Source organism: Nocardioides convexus, assembly GCF_011090295.1.
On the sequence record NZ_JAAMYA010000001.1, the window covers coordinates 2,728,720 to 2,748,942 of the forward strand.

Here is a 20,223-nt window from a genome sequence, read left to right on the forward strand (position 1 = left end):
GAACCGCTCCGCGAAGAGCCGACCATCGGGCGCCTCATCAAGGACGCGCAGACCGACTTCTCCACCATCATGCGCAAGGAGATCCAGGCTCGCGAAGTCCGAGCCTGAAGGTCAGCGTGACCGCAGGAGGGGTGGGTGCCGGCCTGATCGGCGCCGCCTTGTTCCTGCTGGTGCTCGCGGTGATCATGCTGTCGGTCGCGATCGCGTACTTCATCCACTGGAACGGCTCCGGCCTCGCCCTGCACTGGGCCTTCCTCATCGTGTTCGGCTTCTACGTCCTGCTGGCCGGGCTGCTGGTGTTCCTCGCGATCCGCAGGCTTCAAGAAGGTCAAGGCACCCGAACGCGCCATCGAGCAGGGCAAGGAGATCCCGCGCGCCCTCAAGGGCCAGGCCAAGGCCTGAGCCGCGCCGGGGACGACCGGGGAGCACGCCGATGCCGAGGCAACCGGTCGTCGCCCAGCGGGCCGAGCAAGTCTGCTCGGCGCTGCGGTGGTCGCGACCGCACCGGTGGCCGGCGGCGACATCGCGACCGCGGTCAGTCTGCGCCTGTCCAGCGGACGCACGGCGTTCCTCAAGACGCTGACCGGGGCGCCCCCGCACTTCTTCGAGCGGGAGGCCGCCGGGCTGCGCTGGCTCGGCGAGGCCACCGCCGACGGCGGCGTGGCGACGCCCGAGGTGCTCGCCGTCGACACCGACGTGCTGATCCTGGCCTGGGTCGAGTCAGGCCGGCCCAGCACCGAGGCCGCGAACGTCTTCGGCCGCGCGCTCGCCGCGACCCACCGGGCCGGCGCCGCTGCGTTCGGGGCCGAGGAGGACGGCTACATCGGCCGGCTCCCGCTGCTCAACCGGAGCCTGCCGACCTGGGCGGAGTTCTACGCCGAGCGCAGGATCGCGCCCTACCTCAAGGTGCTGCGCGACAAGGCCATCGTGAGCGCCGAGGACGCCGCCGTCGTCGAGGCGGCAGTCGCGCGCGGCGCCGAGATCGTGCCGGAGGAGCCGCCCGCCCGGCTGCACGGCGACCTGTGGAACGGCAACGTGATCTGGGCCGGGGAGGACCGCGCGGTGGTGATCGACCCGGCGGCGTACGGCGGCCACCGGGAGATCGACCTGGCCATGCTCGCCCTCTTCGGGCTGCCGCAGGCTGCCGCAGGTGATGAGCGCCTACGACGAGGTCTCCCCGCTCGCCGAGGGTTGGGAGGACCGGCTCGGCTTCCACCAGCCTGTTCCCGCTGCTCGTGCACGCCTGTCTCTTCGGCGGCCAGTACGGCGCCCGCGCGGCCCGGGTCGCCTCCCGCTACGTCTGAGACCTCCTCTCAGGTTCCTGCACCGCGCCTTTCTGAACCGCAGATTCTCTTGCCGGAGGAGCGATCCGGCGGTTGAGTCGTTCGAGATCCAATCTCGGAAGAAAGGTTCTTGGATGTCTTCATCGCGAATCAGCAGGATCTCCATCGGCACGGCCTGTCTGGTGGCCGCCTTCGCCGCCGCCGGCACCGCCGCCTCGGCCACGGGCAGCGACACCGACGTGCCGTCGTACAAGGAGTTCAAGGCCTCGACGTACCAGGACGTCGACGGCGCCTACGTCGTCAACGGCGACGAGATCGTCTCCGGCAACAAGCGAACCAAGGAGTTCTACGACAAGGTCGTGGCTCCGGAGACCCGCAACGACGGGCTGATCGTCAACACCGTCGGCGGCGTGGACGACAAGTGGAGCGCCACGAAGGTCGCCAACCTGACCTACTGCGTGAGCACCAAGTTCGGCACCCGCCAGGCCGACATCGTGAACGCGATGGCTGCCGGTACGGGTCTGTGGGAGGCCGCCTCGTCGAAGGTGAACTTCGTCTACGTCTCCTCGCAGAACTCCAACTGCACCACCTCGAACACCAACGTGGTGTTCTCGGTCGAGCCGGTCAACACCACCCAGTACATCGCCCGGGCGTTCTTCCCCAGGCTCCCCGAAGAGCCAGCGCAACGTCCTCGTGGACGACTCGATCTGGTCCTCCGGCAGCCTGGGAGCCCGGTGACATCCTCGGCCACGAGTCTGGGCCACGTGCTCGGCTTCCGTCACGAGCACACCCGCCCGGAGGCGGGCACCTGCTTCGAGGACAACAACTGGCGCCCGCTGACGCCGTACGACTCGGCGTCGATCATGCACTACCCGCAGTGCAACGGAAGGCTCCTCCGACCTGGAGTTCCAGGCCTCCGACGCCACCGGAGTCCGCGCGCTCTACGGCTCCTGAGCCGCGGCGAGCCCGGCCGGCGGGGGGCCGGCCGGGCTCGCCGTCGCCCGCAGCACGAGGCCGGAGGTGGACCGCTCGGCGGCGGCTCGGCTCTTCGCACTATTCGCGCATCTCGCCCCATCCGCACTCGAACGACCTAGCGGGGCGGGTTTGGGCCCCCGTTGGCGAGGACGAGTCCCGGGGCGAAACGCGTGTTCGAACCGTCTACATCGGCTCGTCGTACGAGACGAACATCAAGACAGCCACGATGAACAGCACGACGATCAGCAAGTTAAAGAGCAGCAATCCCACCGCTAGCCGCGTCCCGTTCGCGTCCTTGACGATATGTCCTCGCGCAGAGGCGAACCAGATCCCGACAAGCGCCGCAACCGAAAGCGCTGGTGGACCATAGGACTCGACGGCGCCGCCAGGGCTCGGCAGAATCGACGGTGGGACCAACATCAAGACGAACCAGCAGAGGTCGCCCAGCACAACAAGCTTACGCCTAGCGCGTTCTCTCGATGACGAGGCCGTGTCACGCCTTTCGTCGCCATCACCACCCTCCCGGCAAGGCATTACCGCACGTGCCCGGGGACGCACAGAGGCCCCTCGATCCCTTGCACACCGACCACATGTAGCCGTCCTGCCATAGCCGCCATCCGTGCTGGAACATTGCGTGAGAGTCCTTGCCGTACGAGCGCGCGTAGCGAGAAAGCCAACCGAGCGCGTAGGTGTTGTTCGCTCGATCACGAAGTGAGTCTTTCCGCGGCTTCACGCTCTTGAGATTCTCCCCACCGTACTCGTGGGCATCTGCCACGGCCTTGGCTCCACGCTGTCCGAGGAAATTCGCCGTCAGCACAACCATGGCGAAGTGACGAGCGGCGTTCTCAGGATTGTCTCGACCGTTCGGCTGATCCCGGGCGTAGTCCACGAGCCTGTCCCATCGGATGAAGAGCCCGTTGCAGGCGAAGTATCCACCGTAACGACGGCATGCGTCGTACATCCGGTCACAGTTCGAACCGGAGGGCCCTCCCAGGCAGATCGCGGTAGGAAGGCCCCAGAGACATCAGAGCCTGTTGATGGGGTCCTGCGGGTAGGCGTCTGTAGTCGAGCCTTCCACCGGGCACGGGATCTGCTGCCCCGGCTCACGCCCTCTCCAAGCACGGCCGACCACATCTCGCTCTCTCAGCGACCGCTCAGGCCGATCGGCCATGATGGGGGCGTGTCCGGTACCGCTGCGCCCGCTCGCGTCCTCGTCGTCGACGACGACCGCGCGGTGCGGGAGTCGCTGCGGCGCTCCCTCGCCTTCAACGGCTACGACGTCCACCTGGCCGCCGACGGGGCCGAGGCCCTGGCGGGGATCGGCGCCATCGCGCCCGACGTGGTCGTGATGGACGTGATGATGCCCAAGGCTCGACGGGCTGGAGACGACCCGGGCGCTGCGGGCCGCGGGCAACGACGTACCGGTCATCGTGCTCACCGCGCGCGACGCCGTCGGCGACCGGGTCGAGGGCCCGGACGCCGGGGCCGACGACTACCTGACCAAGCCGTTCGCGCTCGAGGAGCCTGCTGGCCCGGCTGCGCGCACTGCTGCGCCGGGTGATCCCGGCCGAGGACGACGGCGAGGAGGAGGTGCTCTCCTTCGCCGACCTCACCATGAACGTCACTACCCGCGAGGTGGTGCGCGGGACCCGGTCCATCGAGCCTGACCCGGACCGAGTTCACCCTGCTGGAGATGTTCCTGCGCCGGCCGCGGCGGGTGCTGGACCGCAGCCTTCATCCTCGAGGAGGTCTGGGGCTACGACTTCCCCACGACCGCCAACTCCCTGGAGGTCTACGTCGGCTACCTGCGCCGCAAGACCGAGGCCGACGACGAGCCCCGCCTGATCCACACCGTGCGCGGCATCGGCTACGTGCTGCGCGCGACCGACACGTGACGGGCCTCGACGGGCGCTGGCACTACCGGCGCTCGCTGGCGAGCCGTGTCATCTGGCTGACGACGGTCGCGGTCGCGGCCTCCGTCGCCCTGGTCGCGGTCGGTGCCTACATCACCGCGCGCGTGCAGATGCAGGACGCCCTCGACAACACGCTGGTCGACCGGGCCGAGAAAGCCGCCCGCTCCGACACGTTGCTGACGGCCGGCCAAGCGGGCGTGCCGTCCTGGGCGCTCGGCGCGGGCGAGGCGCGGATCGCCTTCCTCAACTTCCAGGGCATCACGGGCGTCCTCGACCGCGGGCCGACGATCGAGTTCGGCGAGCCGGAGCCTGGAGGTCGCCCAGGGCGAGGAGCGGCAGAGCCTGCGCACGATCGAGATCGCGGGCGAGCGCTACCGCGTGGTCGCCGTCCCCACCAAGCGCGACGGGCTCGCGCTGGTCATCGCCCAGCCGCTGGAGGACCAGGACCGTACCCTGGCCCGGCTGGGCTGGGTGACCGTGGCCTTCGGTGTCTTCGGCGTCCTCGCCGCCGGCCTGGCGGGCTGGGCGGTCGCGAGCAACGGCCTGCGCCCGGTACGACGCCTGACCTCGTCGGTCGAGGACATCGCCCGCACCGAGGACTTCACCCCCATGCCGGTCGAGGGCGACGACGAGATCGCCCGGCTGGCCACGGCGTTCAACCACATGCTGCTCGCGCTGGACGCGAGCCGGGTCCGTCAGCGGCGAACTCGTCGCGGACGCCAGCCACGAGCCTGCGCACGCCGCTCACGGCCCTGCGCACCAACGTCGAGTCTGCTGACGATGAGCGCCCGCGGGGACGGCTTCGCGAACCTGCCGGCCGATGCGCGCGACGAGTCTGCTCGACGACGTCCAGGCGCAGATCCAGGAGCTCACCACGCTGATCGGCGACCTCACCGCGCTGGCCCGCGACGAGCCGATCCGGGTGCAGGTCGAGCCGGTGGACCTCGGCGACGTCGTCGACCACGCGGTGCAGCGGGTGCGCCGCCGGGCGCCCGGCCTGACCTTCGAGGTCTTCACCCGCCCCTGGTGGGTGATCGGCGAGGACGCCGAGCTCGAGCGGGCGGTCACCAACCTGCTCGACAACGCCGCCAAGTGGAGCCCCGAGGGCGGCCTGGTCACGGTCCGGCTCAGCGACGGCGTGCTCACCGTCGACGACCAGGGACCGGGCATCGCGGAGGCCGACCGGGCGCGGATCTTCGACCGCTTCTGGCGCTCCCCCGACGCCCGCACCATGCCCGGCTCGGGCCTGGGCCTGGCCATCGTGCGCCAGGTCGCCGAACGGCACTCCGGCTCCGTGCACGCCACCGACAACGCCAGCGGCGGCGCACGTCTCGTGCTCCGCCTGCCCGGACGGGAGAAGAACCCCCATGCCTGACCTCCGCCCCCTCGCCCCGCTGCTCGCCGTCGCCGTCCTGGTCGCCGGCTGCGGCAACGACGACGTGGGCGCGAAGCCGGACCTGCCGAGCGAGACGCCCGCGCTGTGGAACCCCTGCGACGCGCTCGACGTGGCCTTCGTCAAGGCGCAGTTCGGCGCCACCACGACCAAGTACGCCGGCACCGCGTCCTCGCCCGAGTGCCGCTTCGCACCGGCGAAGGACTCCGGCGAGCCCGCCCTGTCCGCGAACTACCAGCCTCTTCAGCGGCACCCTCGAGGACTTCTGGAAGCGGATGGGCCAGCCCGACGACGCCGACGTGCGTGAGCCGAAGGTTCCCGGCGCGGACGCGGCGCGGATCGTCGTCTCGGCCGAGAAGGACCAGACTCTACCTCACCGGCTTCGTGCAGAACGGCGCGCTCTTCGAGGTGGTCAACCTCGTCGACCCGAAGCCGTACGACGAGCAGCAGGCCGTTCGCGGCATGACCGCCACGCTCGGGCGCCTCTCGGCACACGCTCGGGAGAAGAACGCCGGCGACGACGCCTCCTGACCGCTCGCCGCGAGTGTCCTCGGGCCACTCAGCCGGGATCGGCCGGGTTGACCGCGGCGAGCAGCCGCGCCGCCTTCCAGCCGGTCTCGGCCCACTCCTCGGCGGCGTCGCTGGCGATCGTGATGCCGCCGCCGGTGCCGAGCAGGTAGTCCCCACCCGCGCTGAGCAGGCTGCGGATCACCACCCCGAGATCGGCCCGGCCGTCGCCGGAGATCCAGCCGAACGCCCCGGCATAGGCCCCGCGCGGGGTGCCCTCGACCTCCTCGATGATCTCCATCGTGCGCAGGCTTGGGCGCGCCGGTCATCGAGCCCGCCGGGAAGAGCGCACGCAGCGCGGCCACGGTGCCGACGTCGGAGCGCAGCCGCCCCCGCACCGTGGAGACCAGGCTGGTGCACGGAGGTGTAGGACTCCACCTCCATCAGCGTGGGCACCTCGACCGTGCCCACGTCGCAGACCGTGGCGAGGTCGTTGCGGAGCAGGTCGACGATCATCAGGTTCTCGGCCCGGAACTTCGGGTCCGCCGCGAGGTGCGCCCGGGCGGCCTCGTCCTCCGCCGGGGTGGCACCGCGCGGCGTGGTGCCCTTGATCGGCTTGGTCTCCAGCACCCGGTCCGCGGTCACCAGGGCGTAGCGCTCGGGTGAGGAGCCTGAGCAGCCATGCCTCCGCCCCCGGTACGTCGTGCTGCAGGTAGCCCGCGTACGGAGCGGGGTTGCCCGAGCGCAGCCGCAGGTACACCGCGGCCGGGCTCAGCGTGCTCGCCGAGCGGGTGCGGTAGGTCAGGTTGACCTCGTAGGAGTTCCCGGCACGCAGGTGCTCCTGGACGGTGTCGAAGGCCGCGGCGTACTCGGCCGGCATCCCGTCGAAGGGCGCGGCCGGGCGATCCCCGGTCGCCGTGGGGGCGAGCACCGGGTGGTCGTACTCGCGCAGGTGCGAGGGCCGCAGCCACACCGCGTCCGGGAGGTCCGGGTCCGGTGCCGCGGGCAGGTCCGGGCGGGCGGCGTACCCGAAGTAGCCGAACCACTGGTCGGTGGTCCGGCCGGCGGCGAGTCTCGGCCTCCAGCACGGTGAACGGGTCGTCCCCGACCACCACCGAGCGGCCGCCGGCGTGGCGGGTGACCTCGCGCGCCGCGGCGTCGTAGGAGAGCGAGACGTCGTCCTCCTCGAGCCAGCCCAGGATGGAGCGCCGGCGCGACCAGTCGCGGGCGCCGCCGCCGTCGAGCCACACGCAGCGGTCGTGCCGCGCCTGGAGACGGGCGAACGCCTCGACCGGGTCGCCCTGGGTCACCATGACGTCACCACGGTGCCCAGCCTCCCACGCCCCCGCCCTCCGCGGCTCGGGATCCGCGGTCAGTGCGCCGCGGGGCGCCGGACGGCTGCTACCGGCCGAGGAAGCGCCCGACCATCCGGGCGCCGTACGCCGACAGGATGGACTCGGGATGGAACTGCACGCCCTCCCACGGCCGCCTCGTGTGCCGCACGCCCATGATCGTGCCGTCCGCCGCCCACGCCGTCGCCTCCAGGCCGTCGGGCAGGCGGGTGGTGGCGAGGGAGTGGTAGCGCACCGCGTCCAGCGGCGACGGCAGTCCCTCGAAGATCCCGCGTCCGTCGTGGCGCACCGCCTCCACCGTGCCGTGCGCCGGCTCGACCCGGCCGATCTCACCACCGAGCGCGAGCACCATGCCCTGCAGCCCGAGGCAGACGCCGAGCACGGGCTGGTCCGGCCGGAGGCTCCAGCGGTACTCGCCCGGGTGGCCCGGGCCGGGCGAGAGCACGACGTGGGTGTACGCCGCCAGGTCGACCGGCTCGTCCCACTGCACCACCGTCGGCAGCGCCCCGGTCACGCCGGCGACCAGGTGCACCAGGTTCCACGTGTAGGAGTCGTGGTGGTCGACGACCACCACCTCCGTCGGAGGCGGCCGATCACCTCGATGACCGCCCACCACCGCGAGACTCACAGCAGGATGCCGCACACCAGTTCGTGCACGATGTCGAAGCCGTGCTCGGTCAGGATCGACTCGGCGTGGAACTGCACGCCCCGGAAGTGCGGCCCGGTCAACGCGTTCACGTCGCCCGTCTCCGGGTCGGCGTCGACGGCGACGCCCTCCGGCAGCGGCGTCCCCTCGGCGACCCGGCCCACGAAGGTGTTGTAGAAGCCGACCCGCTCGGGGCGCCCGTCGAGCAGCACGGTCGCCTGGGTGCCCTGGAAGACGATGTCCTTGTAGGCCAGCGGGATGCCGAGGGTGTGGCAGAGCGCCTGGTGGCCCAGGCAGACGGCCAGGAACGGCTTCTCGTGCTCGAGCAGCCAGGCGACCGCGGCGCGCAGGTGGCCCATCTTGGGATCGGTGTCGTCGCGCGGGTCGCCGGGACCGGGGCCGACGATGACCAGGTCGTAGCCGTCGAGCACGCCGTCGGCGTACTCCTCGTGCCGGACGACCTCGCTGCTCATCCCCATCCGCGCCAGGAGGTGGCGCAGCATGTTCACGAAGTCGTCCTCGCCGTCGAGGATCACCGCGCTCTTGCCGGCCAGCCGCGGGTCGGCGGGGGTGCCGGCCTGGTCGGCGAGCCAGAACCCGGAGAGCCGGCGGTTGCGGCTGTTGAGCGCGATCAGCACCTCCTCGTCGGCGACCAGGGTGGCGATGTCGGTGGTGGGCACGGGAGCAGGCGGGACGAGACCGAAGGCGGAGAGGATGCCGCCGGCCTTGGCGTGCGTCTCCGCCACCTCGTACGCCGGCACCGAGTCGCGCACGAGCGTCGCGCCCGCGGTCACCTTCAGGCTCACCGGTGGGCGAGACGTCCGCGGTGCGCAGGATGATCGGGCTGTCGAGCACGGCCTCCCCGGCCTCGTCGCGACCGAGGAGCGCCAGCGCGGAGGCGTAGTAGCCGCGCCCCTCGGGCTCGTACTGCTCGATCAGCCGGCACGCGTTCTCGACCGGCGAGCCGGTGACCGTGGCTGCGTACATGGTGTCGCGCAGAACCTCCCGCACGTCGCGCGTGGTACGCCCGGCGAGGAGGTACTCGGTGTGGATCAGGTGCGTCATCGGCTTGAGGAACGGCCCGAGCACCTGGCCGCCCTCCGTGCAGATGTCGCACATCATCTTGAGCTCCTCGTCGACGACCATGAAGAGCTCGTAGATCTCCTTCTCGTCGCGCAGGAACTCCCGCATCCGAGCCTCGGTGCTGCGGGTGTCACCAGCGGGCGGACGCAGGTGGAAGGTGCCGGAGATGGGGTTCATCCGGACGTCGCCGCCGTGCACCGACACGTGCCGCTCGGGGCTCGCGCCGATCAGGAAGCGGTCGCCGGTGAAGAAGACGAAGGTCCAGTAGGCGCCGCGCTCGCGCTCCAGCAGGCGGCGGAAGACCGTGAGCGCGACCTCGGGACCGAAGTCCGCGACGACGGCGCGGTAGTTGCGGCCGATGACCAGGTTGGCGCCCTCGCCCTGCCCGATCTCCTCGCCGATGATCTGCGCGACGAGCCTTGCCGTACTGCTCGTCGTCGGTCTCGAAGCCGCCGCGGTCGGTGAACTCCACCGGCACCTCGTCGATCGCCGCGACGACGTCGGTGACGGAGAACTCGTGCTCGCTCTGCACGTCGACCACGACGAGCGGGGTGCCGTCGTCGTGCGCCGCGAAACCGCGCTCGCGCACCTGCCGGAAGGGGACGGCGACGAGACGGTCGCAGATGTGCCCGGGCTCGGGAACCCCCGTCTCCAGGGGGATGTCGGTGATCGACTCGACCTCCGAGCGCGTGCCGCCGAGGACGCCGACCGTGTCGCGGTCGCCCGCGCGGGTGGAGCGCCGGATGATCGCCCAGGCCTCGTGCCCCTGGACGGCCGCGATGGCTTCCCGGGCAGTGAGGCTGGCGCTGAGCCTCGTCTGGCATGGCGGAAGCCTATGCGGGGGGCGGGTACGACGCCGCGGGGGTCTCAGGCGACGACGCCCGCCAGCCGCCCCGACAGCGCCAGCACGAGCGACCAGGCCGGCAGCACCGCGACGGCGAAGGCCAGCAGCACCGTGCGCCAGTCGACGGCCGGCGACCAGCGCACGTGGGCCACCTGCACCAGCAGCACCGCGAGCGCCAGCATGATCGCTCCGGCGGTGAGGTTCGGGAGGGTCGCCAGTGCGCCGTACCGGTCGGGGTGGCGGGCCATGTGCACCCCGCCGGCGGCGGCGACGCCGCCCACGAGCAGGGCGTCCAGCGCGAGGGCCGGGAGGAGGCCGACCAGACCACCCCGGACGGCGGACTCCTCGACAGGCTGCTCTGCCACACCGGCAGGCTAGTCGCCGTCACACCCCGAGCGCGAGGAACGCCGCCGCGGTGCCTGCCGCGACCGCGTCGCCGCGCGCGTGCTCGCGCACCCCGTGCAGCGCCGTGGCGGGGTCACGACCCGCGGCCAGCGCGGCGTGCAGGTCCACCATGAGCTCCGCGGTGGCGGCGTCGTTGACCTCCGCGACGCTGCTGACCAGACCCGCCGTGCCGAGCGAGAAGAGGGCGGCGGCCGGGCCCAGCAGCCTCCTCCGCGCCCACCGGCGCCAGCACGCCGGACTCGCACGCCGACAGCACCACCCGGTACGGCGCACGCCGGACCCGCTCCAGGTCGTGCACCGTCAACGGCCCGTCCGCCAGCCTCCAGCGCCGAGAACAGCGGGCTGTCGGTGCGGAAGGCACCGTGGGCGGCGAGGTGCACCAGGTCGGCCCCGTCGAGCGCGTGCAGCACGGCGTCGAGGCCGGCCCCTGACCCGGTGAGGAGGGTGGCGGAGGGATGGCGGGCCGCGAGCAGCGGCACCTCGGCACCTCCGGTCGCCAGGCCCGGCCCTCCCACCAGCAGGGTGCGCCGGTCGCGGGGACGAGGGGCGGCCCGGGCCCGGAGCCACGCCCCCGCCGAGGGCACGACGGCGAAGGGCCGCTCCCCCAGCACCGGCAGCAGCGACCAGGCCAGCCCGTGCAGGCGGGCCGTCGGGGCGAGCACGACCGGCCCGTCGGGGAGCAGCCGTGCGGCCTCCCCGAGGACCGCCTCCTGCAGCCGCGCGCCCAGCCCGGTCAGGTCCGCGGGCCGGCCGCGGGACGCCCGGCGCAGCAGCATCTCCACGGGTGCGAGCAGCGCGGTGACCTCGCTCGCCGGCGCGGCCACCCGGCGTCGTACCGTGCCGTGGGAGACGACGAGCACGTGGACCACGCCGTCGACCTCGACCAGACTCGACCAGGCAGCCCTCGTCCACCGCGGCGACGACCTCCTCGACGGCGGGCGGGCGCTGCCGCGCGACACTCGTCGCCGACAGCGTGTGGCTCTCGGCGCGCACGGTCCGCTCCAGGCGCAGGCGCTCCCGCACCAGCGCGTCGGTCGGCTCGCCCGCCTGCCGCGCCTGGGCCAGCCGGCGACCGTTGTCGCGCAGGGCCGCCAGGCTGGCCGGGATCCGCGTCACGGCCGAGGTCGCCGGTGGCTGCGCGAGGGCCGTCGCCCGGGTCCGCTCGCTCCACCGCAGCAGGGTGCGCGGGTCGTCCGCCGCGTGCCGCAGCGCGATGGTCGTCAGGCTCCCGGCCGTGCGTGGTCGCGAGCGCCCGCAGGCTCCGAGGAGCCGATCAGCCGCCGGTGCTCGTCGATCGCGTCCAGGCCCGCGGCCGCGGCGCGGAGGACCCCGCCGCGGTCGCCCTCGTCCTCGCGGGCCAGCGCGCGGGCCTGCCAGGCGGCGGCGCGGACCAGCGCGTTCGGGTGGCGGCGGTACGACGCCGCGCGCTCCCACAGCCCCGCGGACTCGGGCGGTCCGGCCACCGAGCCCGCGAGGGTGAGCGCGTGGGCAGCCTCGTCGGCGCCCTCCTCGTCGAGCGCGGTGGCGACGGCGAGGGCCTCGGCGCGGGTGCCGCGCACCGCACGCAGCAGGACCAGCCGGGCACGCCAGGTGAACCAGGTCCGCCCCGCCGCCCGGAAGCCGCGGAGCGCGGCCCGCGCTGCCTCGGCGGCCTCCTCCGGCCGGCCCGCCGCGTGCAGGGCGGTGGCCTCCAGGAGCGACAGCTCGGCCGCGTCGACAGCGGTCAGCGCGAGCTCGCGCAGGCGGACCCGCAGGGCGCGGGCGGCGTCCTCGGCCAGGCCGGCGGCCAGCCTGGGCACGGGCGTTCTGCGCGATCGCCTCGGATCGCGGCGCCAGTCCCGACGCGGCGCAGACGTCCAGCGCCTCCGCGCCCAGTGCGAGGCTGCGGGCCAGGTCACCACGCGCGGCCGCGAGGTCGGCCAGGTTCTCCAGCACCGAGACCCGCTCCCACGACGAGCCGGTCGCGGCGAACAGACTCGTCGGCCGCGCGCACCTCCCGCTCCGCCTCGTCGAGGTGCCCGAGGTTGCGGCAGGCATGGGCGCGCCAGATCCGTGCACGGGCCTGCCACACGGGGTTGCCGTCGAGCGCGGCGACGACCTGCTCCAGCAGGGCGGCGGCCTCGGCGAAGCGACCGAGGATCGCCAGCACCGCCGCCTTGCGCATCGCGACCTTCGCGGCGAGCTCGCCCTCCGCGCCCGCCAGGGCACGGTCGAGCCTGGTCCAGACCACGGCGCGTCTCGCCGGCGTAGACCAGCGCGGCGCCGTACGTCGCCCGGACGTCGGCCTCGCGTCCCTCGCTCCCCGCGGCCCGCGCGGCCCGGAGCGCGGCGCGCAGGTGGGCCTCGGCGGAGCCTGCGTCGCCGGCATCGCGCGCGACGATGCCGAGGCACTGGTGCGCGTAGGACAGCGTCAGCGGGTCGCGGGTGCTCGCGAGCAGGCTCCTCCGCCCGGTCCCGGCCGGTCGCGGGATCCTCGAGCGCGAGGTCCAGCAGTTCCTGCATCGGCGGCCCTCGCTACCCACGAAGCGATGCTTTACGACGGTCGTCGCGGAGGTCTACGTTAGCGCCACCGGCGGGTCCACGCGCCCGCTCTCAGCCACGGGGGTGTGGTCATGACCGATCCGGTGCAGCCCGGACTCCTGCGCACGATCCTGGAGCGGCTGCGGTTCCCGTGGCGCCCCGGCCGCCCCGCCGAGGACCCGAAGCTCGCGGCCGTCGACGCCGCCCGGCTGCGGGCCCAGGTCGCCGTCATCCGGCAGGCCCTGGACGGCGTCGTCGGCGCCGGCGCACGCGGCACCCGCCCGCCGCGCGACGACGCGGACGTCACCTACCTCTACCGTGCCCGCCACGCCCTCGCCCGGGAGCAGGACGTCGAGCGCCCGGACGCCTTCTTCGCCGAGCGCGGGGACCGCTTCCGGGGCCGCCCGGAGCGCGTCGCGAGCCCGACCGAGAGCCTCACGCTGCTCCGCCTCCCGGCCCGCACCGACCGCAAGGAGGACGTGCTGGCGACGCTCGCGGAGATCGACCGCGAACTCGGCGAGGGCATCGCCACGCCCGACCACGTCGTGTACGTCGCCACGAAGGGCTTCATGTGCCCGGCCACCGAGCCGGAGCGCCCACCGGGCCGGGCCGCCCGGCCCTTCCCCGCCGTCCAGCCCGACGCCTCGGCCGGCGCGGGCGTCCGGGTCTCGGTCGTCGACACCGGCCTGTGGGACAAGGCCGTCACGAGCAAGACGACCCCGTGGATGCAGGGCGTCCTCGCCGACCCCGAGGACGTGGAGGTCATCGACCCGCTCGCCATCCACCCGTACGGCGGCCACGGCACGTTCGTCGCCGGCGTGGTCCGGTGCCTCGCGCCGGGCGCCCGGGTGGAGGTCGAGGGCGTGCTCACGCACGGCGGCGCGGTCTTCGAGTCCGAGATCGTCGCGCAGGCTCGACCAGGCGCTGCGGGAGGAGGACCACCCGCAGGCTGATCAGCATCTCGGCGGGCAGCCACACCCGCAACGGCTTCGCCATGCTGGCCTTCGAGATGCTCGCCTCGGCCCACGGCCTCGACGACGGCGAGAAGACGCTGATCATCGCGGCGGCGGGCAACGACGGGAGCACGGAGCCGTTCTGGCCCGCGGCCTTCCCCTGGGTGGTCGCGGTGGGCTCCGTGGACGCGGACGGATCGGTGTCGAGCTTACTCCAACCACGGACCGTGGGTGGACGTCTACGCCCGCGGGCGCAACCTCGTCAACGCGTTCCCGACCGGGACCTACACCTGCTACGAGCCGCCGAACGTCGGCCAGGTGCGGACCTTCGACGGCCTCGCCCAGTGGAGCGGCACGTCCTTCTCCACCCCGGTCGTCACCGGGCTGGTCGCGGCCCGGATGAGCGCAACGGGCGAGGACGTGCGGCAGGCCTGCACCGCCGTGGTCGCCGCGGGCGCCGCGCCGACCGACGCCAAGGCGGGGTCGAGCCCGACGGTCGGGCCGCTCACCTGAGCCTCAGAGGGTCACCCAGGGGGTGGTCAGCGACCACCCGCCGCGCGCGACGACGAAGCGCACCGCGCCCGGCCCCACGCCGCCGAACCGGACGAAGCCCGCGGCGTCCGCGGTGGCGGTGACGTCCTCGGCCCCGGGACGCTGCAGGGTGACGGTGGCCTCGCCGCCGGCCACCGCGCCCTCGGCGAGCACCTCCGCCAGCAGCCGGTCCCCCGCGACCTCCACCTCCAGGGTCAGCCCGCTGCGGCCGAACGCCAACGAGCGCGGGCCCTCGCTCGCGGCACGCACCGCGGCACCCGCGTCCAGCGCGGAGTCGTGCAGCAGACTCGGCGAGGCTCCTCGGCGACCGAGCGCCAGGTGAAGGCGGCGCGGGCCGCCTCCCGCCGGTGCTCGGGCACCGCCTCGCCGTCGGCGACGGCCTGCCCCAGCAGCGCCATCGACTCGTCGTCGTCCAGGGCGTCCCACTCAGTCACGATCGCTCGCCTCCCACGAGGTCAGGTCCCAGTCCCCGCAGCGCACGGGTACGGCGCAGGCTGGTCCAGCGCCCGCGCCCGGGTCGGTCCGATGCTGCCCACCGGGATGCCCAGCCGGCGGCTGATCTCCTCGTACGCCAGCGGAGGGTCGGTGAGCAGCAGCAGGAGCAGGCTCCCGCCGCGCCGCGGGAAGCTCGCCGAGGGCCTCCCGCAGCAGCCGGTGCCGCTCGGCCGCCAGCAGGGCGTCGTCGGCGACGTCGTCGGCCACGGCGTCCAACCCGCCCGCGGCGGCCTCCTCCTGGGGATCCACCGGCCGCACCCGCCCGCGCGCGGCCAGCAGGCGCAGGCACTCGTTGCGCGTCGTCGTTCGGATCCAGCCCGGCAGCGCGTCGGGCTCACGCAGCGCGCCGAGGTGCTCCACCAGGCGCAGCCACACGGTCTGGCTGACGTCGTCGCCGTCGGCCGCGGACAGCCGGTGGCCGCGGACGATCGCGCCGACCAGCGGCAAGAACCGGTCCACGATGGCGTCCCACGCATGCTGGTCCCCTTCCCGCGCCGCGGGGACGAGCATGGACAGGGGTTCCGGCACCTTTGCATCGTCCCGCACTTCGGATCACCGAGCCAGTGCTCCTGATACGCCGGATCCGCGGACCCTCCTCAGGACGGCACCTCCCGCCCGCGCCAGCGCCCCGCGATCCCCGCGCCGAGCAGCAGCGCGCCGAGCAGCGGGAGCTCGACCGGCGCGGAGGAGAACCAGGGGTGGGTCGAGGGCAGGTCGCGGGCGAAGCGGTAGAAGGCGCCCGGCTCGGACACGTACCAGACGAACGGCACGACGCCCCACACGAGGGCGGCGAGGACCGGGCCCAGGCCCGAGATGCGCGCCGACAGGGCGGCGACGGTGAGGACGAGCCCGCCCGCGACGAGCCAGAGCAGGTCGGCCGACCACCCGGGTTCGAGGGCGCGGTAGACGTCGAGGAGGTACTGCCCCGCGCCGTAGTCGACGAGGACGAGCCCCAGCGGGGTCGCGGTCAGCGCGACCAGCGGGCCGAGGAGGTGGCGCCACAGCATCGGACGACGGCGCGGCGGAGCGGCGAACCCGGGGCCGTGGGCCGCCGGCGGACCGGGGTCGTTCGGCAGCGGTGCGGGATAGGGCGGGCGGCCGGCGTCGGTCATGGCGTCATCGTGCCCCGGCCCCGGCGCCCCACACCCCGAAATCTGCCGATCCGGATGTATCACGACGCCCCCGCGGTCACTCCTCCTTGCGTCACACGGCAGTGAGCTCCCCACCGCCGGCTCCCGGAAGGAACACGTCATGACCTGGAACGAGACCCACGAGCGCATCCGCATCATCCGCGAGGTCGAGGCGGCCGCGGCCGCCGACCTGACCGGGGCCCTCCCGTGGCGGGAGGAGTGGAACGCCTTCTTCAACGGCCCCGCCGGGCTCGTCGCCGCGCTCCGGTCGCGCTGGCACCACATGTGCGAGGCGCAGGCTCGACGTGCACGGCCGCGAGGAACAGTTCGACGACAGCTTACGGCCGGCTGCGCCGTACCCAGGCGGCGATCCTGGCGATCCTCCAGCGTGCGGACGTCTCCGCCGTGGAGCCTCCTGACGCTGACGGGACCGCGTCCCCTGCCCTCCTCGACGCGGTCCCGTCGGTTCCACCGCGGGCCCGTCCTCCCCGTCTGAGCCCGTCCGGACGGAGAGGTACGACGATGCTCGAGCTCACCTACATCGCCGCCACCAGCCGGCTGGACCGGCTCGGGCACCGAGGAGCGCCGGGTGCTCCAGGCTGATCGCGCACGGGCAGTCCGACGCGGCCATCGGCCGCCAGGTCGGGCTGTCCCTCCGCGCGACGGAGGAGACCTGCCGACGGATCTTCGACACGCTCGGGCTGGTCCCGTCGCCGTACCTCGACCGCCGGGTGCTCGCCGTCCTCACCCTCCGCCAGGCCCCGTCCGCGCCGAGCGCGGTCCACCGGCGGGCGGGTTGAGGCCTCCGCGTCGCCGGGTTGTGGGGCCCGGCGGCGCGGCTGCGTTCACGGACCGGCGGTGCGCTCCTCCGCGCGCAGCGCGACCTTCTTGAGCAACCGGTTCAAGGTGGCGGTTTCGCGCTCGGAGAGCGCGCCCGCCAGGTCGTTCTCGGCCTCGCCGCGGATGTCCATCGCCCGCCGCCAGACGGCGATCCCCGCCTTGGTCGCCTCCACGATCACGCGGCGCCGGTCCTCGACCGAGGGGATCCGGCGGATCCAGCCGGCCCGCTCCAACCCGTCGAGACGGCCGGTCATCCCGGCGCCGGAGACGGCGAGTCTCGGCGGCCAGGCTCGGTCGGCGAGGCGGAGCCCGGGGTGTCGCGGATCATCAGCACGTGCAGGGTGTCGTACTCGAAGTCGGTGAGGCCGACCTCGGCCACCGCACGCTGCTTGGCGTGACGCAGGTAGTGCGAGATCCGGCTCATCCGCGCGAAGGCACCCTCGACCTGCTCGTCGAAGTCGAGGTCGAGCCAGTGGTCCCGCCACCGCGCGACGTGGCGGTCGGTCCAGTCCTCAGCCATGCGGTCAGGCTAGCCGCTGACTACTTAGTTGCCGAATACTTCGGTAGCGAACTACTCTCCTCGGGTGTCGTCCCCCCTCGCGTCCCGCGACTTCCGCTGGCTCGTCTCCGGCATCGCGGTGAGCGGCCTCGGCTCCGCGATGACCCCGGTGGCGCTGGCGTTCGCGGTCCTCCACCTCGGCGGGACGGCGACCCAGGCTCGGCGCCGTCGTCGCCGTCTTCGCGCTCGCCGAGGTGGTCACGATCCTCTACGGCGGCGTGCTCGGCGACCGTCTCCCGCGCCAGTCTGCTCATGCAGGGCTCGGCGGCCGCGACCTGCGTCAGCCAGGCGATCTGCGCCACCGTGCTGATCACCGGGCACGGCTCGATCCTCTTCCTCGGCGCGATCGGGGCCGTCAACGGCTGCCTCGGCGCGATCGCGCAGCCCGCCTCCAACGCGTTGACCCGGTTCACCGTGACCGAGGAGCAGGCTGCCGCGCGCGGTGGTCGTGCGCAGCCTGGCCAACCAGACGTCGTACGCCGTGGGGTTCGCGCTCTCCGGCATCGTCGTCGCCACCGCGGGCCCCGGCTGGGCGATCGCCGTCGACGCCCTCACCTACGCCCTGGCCGCCGGCTGCTTCGCCCTGATCCGGGCCGAGGCGCCGACCAACCCCGCCGGCGAACGACTCCTCGCCGAGTCGGCCGACGGCGCCCGGGAGGTGCTGCGCCACAGCCTGGCTGTGGCTGCTCATCGCCCAGGCGCTGCTCTACCACCTGTGCTTCGGCGGGGCGCAGGGCGTGCTCGGCCCGATCGTCGTCGGCGACACGTGGGGCGAGCAGGCGTGGGGCGGGGCGATGGCCGCCCTGATGGCGGGCTTCGTGATCGGCGGCCTCATCGCGCTGCGCTGGCGCCCGAACCACCTGCTGGGCTGGGGAGTGCTGATGCTCAGCCTGACCGCGGCGTTCCCGCTCGCGATGGCGCTGGCCGGCGACCTCTGGCTGGTGCTCGCCGGCGCGGCGGTGCACGGCGTCGGGCTGCAGGCTCTTCAGCGTCAGGCCTGGGACCTCGCCATCCAGGAGAACGTCGCGGAGGACAAAGCTCTCCCGCGTCTACGCCTTCGACCTGGTCGGCTCGTTCGTGTGCCGCCCGCTCGGCCTGGCCCTGACCGGGCCGGTCGCGGCGGTCGTCGGCACGGACCGGTGGCTGGTCGTGGTCGCCGCCGTGATGGGCGGGAGCGCGCTGGTCTCGCTGGGAGCGCCGTCGGTGCGCGGCCTGACCCGGCGCACGGCGTACTAGAGCGCGCTCAGCACCTCCGCGGCCGCGCGCTCGCCCGAGCGCACGGCGCCGTCCATGTAGCCGGTCCAGTACGTCGAGGTCTCCGTCCCCGCCCAGTGCACCCGGCCGTACGGGCTGCGGACGTGCCGGCCGAGGGTCGCCATGACCCCGGGCGGGTACGTCGCGACCGGACCGCCGCGGGTCCACTGCTCGCGGGTCCAGTCGTGCTCGGTGTAGTCGATCGGGCGCAACGCCTGCGGGCCGAACATCTTGGCGAAGCCGGCGAGCACGGCACTGCGGCGCTCGTCGAGCGACAGGCTGCCGTACTGCTGCCAGGTCGAGCCGCCGACGAAGGCCAGCAGGATGCCGTGCCCGGTGTCTGCCACGCCGTTGTCGAAGGCGACCCGGACCGCGCCGGTGTCGGCGAGGCCGAAGCCGGTCAGGCCGGCCGCACGCCAGAACGGGGTCTCGTAGACCGCGTCGCACTTCATCAGCCGCCCCATCCGCAGTCTGGGTGAGCAGGGCGCGGCGCTCGGCCGGCAGACCGGGCAGGTCGATGTCGAGCACCTGCTTCGGCGGAGCGGAGATCACGACGCGGCGGCAGGAGACCGGACCCCGCGTGGTGTGCACGACGGCCCGGTCCACGACGTGCTCGACGCGGGTGACCGCGGCGTCGAGGGCGACCTGCGCGCCGAGCCGCTGCGCGAGGGCGAGCGGCACCCGCTGCGAGCCGCCGACGAAGCGGCTCTCCTGGGCGCCTCCGGTCACGTCGGAGTTGCGGGCGAACGTGCCGACGTGGGTCTCGTCGCCGGAGCAGGCGATGTAGTGCAGGACGTAGAGCAGCGAGAGCCTGGTCGGGGTCGGCCCCGAAGCCGGGCTGGGTCCAGGCCTTGATGAGGTTGTCGATGCCCCTGCTGTTGAGGGTGTTGCAGCGGATCCAGTCACCGAGGGTCATCGCGTCCCACGCGGCGGCCTTCGGGTGGGTCCACGGCGCGGCGACGGGCACCTGGGCGGCCATCGCGTCGAGGCGCTGCAGCGCGAGCGCGGCGTCGAGCAGGATGAACGGGTCGGGCGGCACGGTGCCGGTGAACTCCTGCCGTCCCAGGAGCGGGTTGGAGGAGACGTAGACGTTCTTCCCGGTGGCGTGCTCGGGGAAGGTCGCGATGCCGAGTCTCGTCGGCGAGCGCCTTGATCCGGGTCTGGGTGGGGCCGACGAAGGCACCGCCCGCCTCGATGGTCCCCCCGCTGTCGAGCGCGTGGTTGAGCACCCGGCCACCGACCCGGTCGCGCGCCTCGACGACGAGGACCGAGCGGCCGGCCCGGGCGACCCGGTCGGCTGTCACGAGCCCGGCGATGCCGGCGCCCACCACGACGACGTCGACCGCGGGCGGCAGCCCCTCCTGCAGGGTGGCGGCGGTGACCTCGGCATCGAGCGCCTCGGTGGCCAGGACGCCGAGCGCCAGGGCGCCTCCGGCGAGCAGGCCGCGCCGGCCCACCCTCGTCGCGTCGTCGGGGAGCATCGCGGACCTCCAGCAGAACGTGAATCTGTGTCAGTTTC

29 protein-coding genes and 5 pseudogenes are annotated in these 20,223 nt (G+C 73.4%); 14 read left to right on the top strand and 20 right to left on the bottom strand.

Annotated features, from left to right (window positions below):
• Positions 1–131: 131 nt before the first annotated feature.
• From G5V59_RS20535 to G5V59_RS20545, 3 genes and pseudogenes are all read left to right on the top strand, one after another.
• Positions 132–281 (top strand): annotated as a pseudogene (locus G5V59_RS20535) (phage holin family protein); the annotation flags it as partial.
• Between the two features lie 226 nt (positions 282–507).
• Positions 508–1,380: a fructosamine kinase family protein gene (locus tag G5V59_RS20540; protein ID WP_278259963.1), complete on the top strand. Its 873-nt coding sequence runs from the start codon at positions 508–510 to the stop codon at positions 1,378–1,380.
• 85 nt (positions 1,381–1,465) lie between these two features.
• Positions 1,466–2,377, top strand: a complete 912-nt coding sequence (locus G5V59_RS20545; protein WP_278257689.1) for a hypothetical protein — start codon at positions 1,466–1,468, stop codon at positions 2,375–2,377.
• Between the two features lie 64 nt (positions 2,378–2,441).
• Here G5V59_RS20545 and G5V59_RS20550 read toward each other — a convergent pair whose 3' ends face one another.
• The gene (locus G5V59_RS20550; protein ID WP_278257690.1) at positions 2,442–2,708 is read right to left on the bottom strand and encodes a hypothetical protein; all 267 of its coding nucleotides are present in this window, start codon (positions 2,706–2,708) and stop codon (positions 2,442–2,444) included.
• 730 nt (positions 2,709–3,438) lie between these two features.
• Here G5V59_RS20550 and G5V59_RS20555 point away from each other — a divergent pair.
• From G5V59_RS20555 to G5V59_RS20575, 5 genes and pseudogenes are all read left to right on the top strand, one after another.
• Positions 3,439–4,153, top strand: a pseudogene (locus tag G5V59_RS20555) (response regulator transcription factor).
• A complete protein-coding gene (locus tag G5V59_RS20560) occupies positions 4,150–5,052 on the top strand; it encodes a hypothetical protein (protein WP_278257691.1) in 903 nt (300 codons plus the stop codon). Before G5V59_RS20555 ends, G5V59_RS20560 begins: the two are co-directional and overlap by 4 nt.
• Positions 4,992–5,546: a HAMP domain-containing sensor histidine kinase gene (locus G5V59_RS20565; protein ID WP_278257692.1), complete on the top strand. Its 555-nt coding sequence runs from the start codon at positions 4,992–4,994 to the stop codon at positions 5,544–5,546. The genes G5V59_RS20560 and G5V59_RS20565 overlap by 61 nt, the downstream gene beginning before the upstream one ends.
• A complete protein-coding gene (locus tag G5V59_RS20570; protein WP_278257693.1) occupies positions 5,539–5,871 on the top strand; it encodes a hypothetical protein in 333 nt (110 codons plus the stop codon). The genes G5V59_RS20565 and G5V59_RS20570 overlap by 8 nt, the downstream gene beginning before the upstream one ends.
• A complete protein-coding gene (locus G5V59_RS20575) occupies positions 5,868–6,095 on the top strand; it encodes a hypothetical protein (protein WP_278257694.1) in 228 nt (75 codons plus the stop codon). Before G5V59_RS20570 ends, G5V59_RS20575 begins: the two co-directional genes overlap by 4 nt.
• A gap of 28 nt (positions 6,096–6,123) precedes the next feature.
• Here G5V59_RS20575 and G5V59_RS20580 read toward each other — a convergent pair whose 3' ends face one another.
• From G5V59_RS20580 to G5V59_RS20630, 10 genes and pseudogenes are all read right to left on the bottom strand, one after another.
• Entirely contained in the window at positions 6,124–6,372 is a 249-nt protein-coding gene (locus G5V59_RS20580) for a chorismate-binding protein (protein WP_278257695.1), read from the bottom strand.
• Positions 6,273–6,719, bottom strand: a complete 447-nt coding sequence (locus tag G5V59_RS37290) for a chorismate-binding protein (protein WP_341351271.1) — start codon at positions 6,717–6,719, stop codon at positions 6,273–6,275. The genes G5V59_RS20580 and G5V59_RS37290 overlap by 100 nt, the downstream gene beginning before the upstream one ends.
• A 112-nt stretch (positions 6,720–6,831) precedes the next feature.
• Positions 6,832–6,951, bottom strand: a pseudogene (locus G5V59_RS20595) (hypothetical protein); the annotation flags it as partial.
• Positions 6,952–7,472: 521 nt separating this feature from the next.
• Positions 7,473–8,051, bottom strand: a complete 579-nt coding sequence (locus G5V59_RS20600; protein ID WP_278257697.1) for an aminodeoxychorismate/anthranilate synthase component II — start codon at positions 8,049–8,051, stop codon at positions 7,473–7,475.
• Positions 8,048–8,875 (bottom strand): hypothetical protein, encoded by an 828-nt coding sequence (locus G5V59_RS20605; RefSeq protein ID WP_278257698.1) that lies wholly within the window; start codon positions 8,873–8,875, stop codon positions 8,048–8,050. The genes G5V59_RS20600 and G5V59_RS20605 overlap by 4 nt, the downstream gene beginning before the upstream one ends.
• Positions 8,876–8,879: 4 nt before the next feature.
• Positions 8,880–9,989, bottom strand: a pseudogene (locus G5V59_RS37295) (chorismate-binding protein); the annotation flags it as partial.
• Between the two features lie 30 nt (positions 9,990–10,019).
• Positions 10,020–10,361, bottom strand: a complete 342-nt coding sequence (locus tag G5V59_RS20615) for a hypothetical protein (RefSeq protein WP_278257699.1) — start codon at positions 10,359–10,361, stop codon at positions 10,020–10,022.
• A 19-nt stretch (positions 10,362–10,380) separates the two neighbouring features.
• On the bottom strand, positions 10,381–10,674 hold the full coding sequence (locus G5V59_RS20620; RefSeq protein WP_278257700.1) for a CHAT domain-containing protein: 294 nt from the start codon (positions 10,672–10,674) through the stop codon (positions 10,381–10,383).
• A gap of 27 nt (positions 10,675–10,701) precedes the next feature.
• Complete coding sequence (locus G5V59_RS20625; RefSeq protein ID WP_278257701.1) at positions 10,702–11,517, bottom strand: hypothetical protein; 816 nt, start codon at positions 11,515–11,517, stop codon at positions 10,702–10,704.
• A gap of 104 nt (positions 11,518–11,621) precedes the next feature.
• Positions 11,622–12,923 carry a hypothetical protein gene (locus tag G5V59_RS20630; protein ID WP_278257702.1) on the bottom strand — a complete coding sequence of 434 codons (1,302 nt, stop codon included), beginning with the start codon at positions 12,921–12,923 and terminating at the stop codon, positions 11,622–11,624.
• 90 nt (positions 12,924–13,013) lie between these two features.
• On the opposite strand from G5V59_RS20630, the gene G5V59_RS20635 reads away from it, so the two are divergent.
• Positions 13,014–13,874: a hypothetical protein gene (locus G5V59_RS20635; RefSeq protein ID WP_278257703.1), complete on the top strand. Its 861-nt coding sequence runs from the start codon at positions 13,014–13,016 to the stop codon at positions 13,872–13,874.
• A 219-nt stretch (positions 13,875–14,093) separates the two neighbouring features.
• Positions 14,094–14,387 (top strand): annotated as a pseudogene (locus G5V59_RS20640) (S8 family serine peptidase); the annotation flags it as partial.
• A gap of 3 nt (positions 14,388–14,390) precedes the next feature.
• On the opposite strand, the gene G5V59_RS20645 reads toward G5V59_RS20640, so the two are convergent.
• The 4 genes from G5V59_RS20645 to G5V59_RS20660 all read right to left on the bottom strand — a co-directional run bounded on the left by G5V59_RS20645 (position 14,391) and on the right by G5V59_RS20660 (position 16,033).
• Entirely contained in the window at positions 14,391–14,675 is a 285-nt protein-coding gene (locus G5V59_RS20645) for a hypothetical protein (RefSeq protein WP_278257704.1), read from the bottom strand.
• On the bottom strand, positions 14,621–14,860 hold the full coding sequence (locus G5V59_RS20650) for a hypothetical protein (protein ID WP_278257705.1): 240 nt from the start codon (positions 14,858–14,860) through the stop codon (positions 14,621–14,623). Before G5V59_RS20650 ends, G5V59_RS20645 begins: the two co-directional genes overlap by 55 nt.
• Complete coding sequence (locus G5V59_RS20655) at positions 14,853–15,449, bottom strand: sigma-70 family RNA polymerase sigma factor (protein ID WP_278257706.1); 597 nt, start codon at positions 15,447–15,449, stop codon at positions 14,853–14,855. Before G5V59_RS20655 ends, G5V59_RS20650 begins: the two co-directional genes overlap by 8 nt.
• Positions 15,450–15,517: 68 nt before the next feature.
• Positions 15,518–16,033, bottom strand: coding sequence for a hypothetical protein (locus tag G5V59_RS20660; RefSeq protein WP_278257707.1), 516 nt, complete (start codon positions 16,031–16,033; stop codon positions 15,518–15,520).
• A 139-nt stretch (positions 16,034–16,172) separates the two neighbouring features.
• Here G5V59_RS20660 and G5V59_RS20665 point away from each other — a divergent pair, with 139 nt between their 5' ends.
• The gene (locus tag G5V59_RS20665) at positions 16,173–16,547 is read left to right on the top strand and encodes a hypothetical protein (protein ID WP_278257708.1); all 375 of its coding nucleotides are present in this window, start codon (positions 16,173–16,175) and stop codon (positions 16,545–16,547) included.
• Positions 16,548–16,587: 40 nt separating this feature from the next.
• On the opposite strand, the gene G5V59_RS20670 is transcribed toward G5V59_RS20665, so the two are convergent.
• From G5V59_RS20670 to G5V59_RS20680, 3 genes are read right to left on the bottom strand one after another with little or no spacing between them, the layout of a single operon-like run.
• Positions 16,588–16,836 (bottom strand): hypothetical protein, encoded by a 249-nt coding sequence (locus tag G5V59_RS20670; RefSeq protein ID WP_278257709.1) that lies wholly within the window; start codon positions 16,834–16,836, stop codon positions 16,588–16,590.
• Between the two features lie 60 nt (positions 16,837–16,896).
• Entirely contained in the window at positions 16,897–17,145 is a 249-nt protein-coding gene (locus tag G5V59_RS20675) for a MarR family transcriptional regulator (RefSeq protein WP_278257710.1), read from the bottom strand.
• Positions 17,142–17,411, bottom strand: a complete 270-nt coding sequence (locus G5V59_RS20680) for a hypothetical protein (protein ID WP_278257711.1) — start codon at positions 17,409–17,411, stop codon at positions 17,142–17,144. Before G5V59_RS20680 ends, G5V59_RS20675 begins: the two co-directional genes overlap by 4 nt.
• Before the next feature lie 64 nt (positions 17,412–17,475).
• Between G5V59_RS20680 and G5V59_RS20685 the strand changes: the two genes are divergently transcribed.
• The 3 genes from G5V59_RS20685 to G5V59_RS20695 all read left to right on the top strand — a co-directional run bounded on the left by G5V59_RS20685 (position 17,476) and on the right by G5V59_RS20695 (position 18,686).
• On the top strand, positions 17,476–17,760 hold the full coding sequence (locus G5V59_RS20685; RefSeq protein ID WP_278257712.1) for a hypothetical protein: 285 nt from the start codon (positions 17,476–17,478) through the stop codon (positions 17,758–17,760).
• A 132-nt stretch (positions 17,761–17,892) separates the two neighbouring features.
• Positions 17,893–18,555, top strand: a complete 663-nt coding sequence (locus tag G5V59_RS20690) for a hypothetical protein (RefSeq protein WP_278257713.1) — start codon at positions 17,893–17,895, stop codon at positions 18,553–18,555.
• The gene (locus G5V59_RS20695; RefSeq protein WP_278257714.1) at positions 18,528–18,686 is read left to right on the top strand and encodes a hypothetical protein; all 159 of its coding nucleotides are present in this window, start codon (positions 18,528–18,530) and stop codon (positions 18,684–18,686) included. The genes G5V59_RS20690 and G5V59_RS20695 overlap by 28 nt, the downstream gene beginning before the upstream one ends.
• Here G5V59_RS20695 and G5V59_RS20700 read toward each other — a convergent pair.
• Complete coding sequence (locus G5V59_RS20700; RefSeq protein ID WP_278257715.1) at positions 18,683–19,156, bottom strand: FAD-dependent oxidoreductase; 474 nt, start codon at positions 19,154–19,156, stop codon at positions 18,683–18,685. The genes G5V59_RS20695 and G5V59_RS20700 overlap by 4 nt on opposite strands.
• 450 nt (positions 19,157–19,606) lie before the next feature.
• Entirely contained in the window at positions 19,607–20,185 is a 579-nt protein-coding gene (locus G5V59_RS20705; RefSeq protein ID WP_278257716.1) for an FAD-dependent oxidoreductase, read from the bottom strand.
• Between the last annotated feature and the right edge of the window lie 38 nt (positions 20,186–20,223).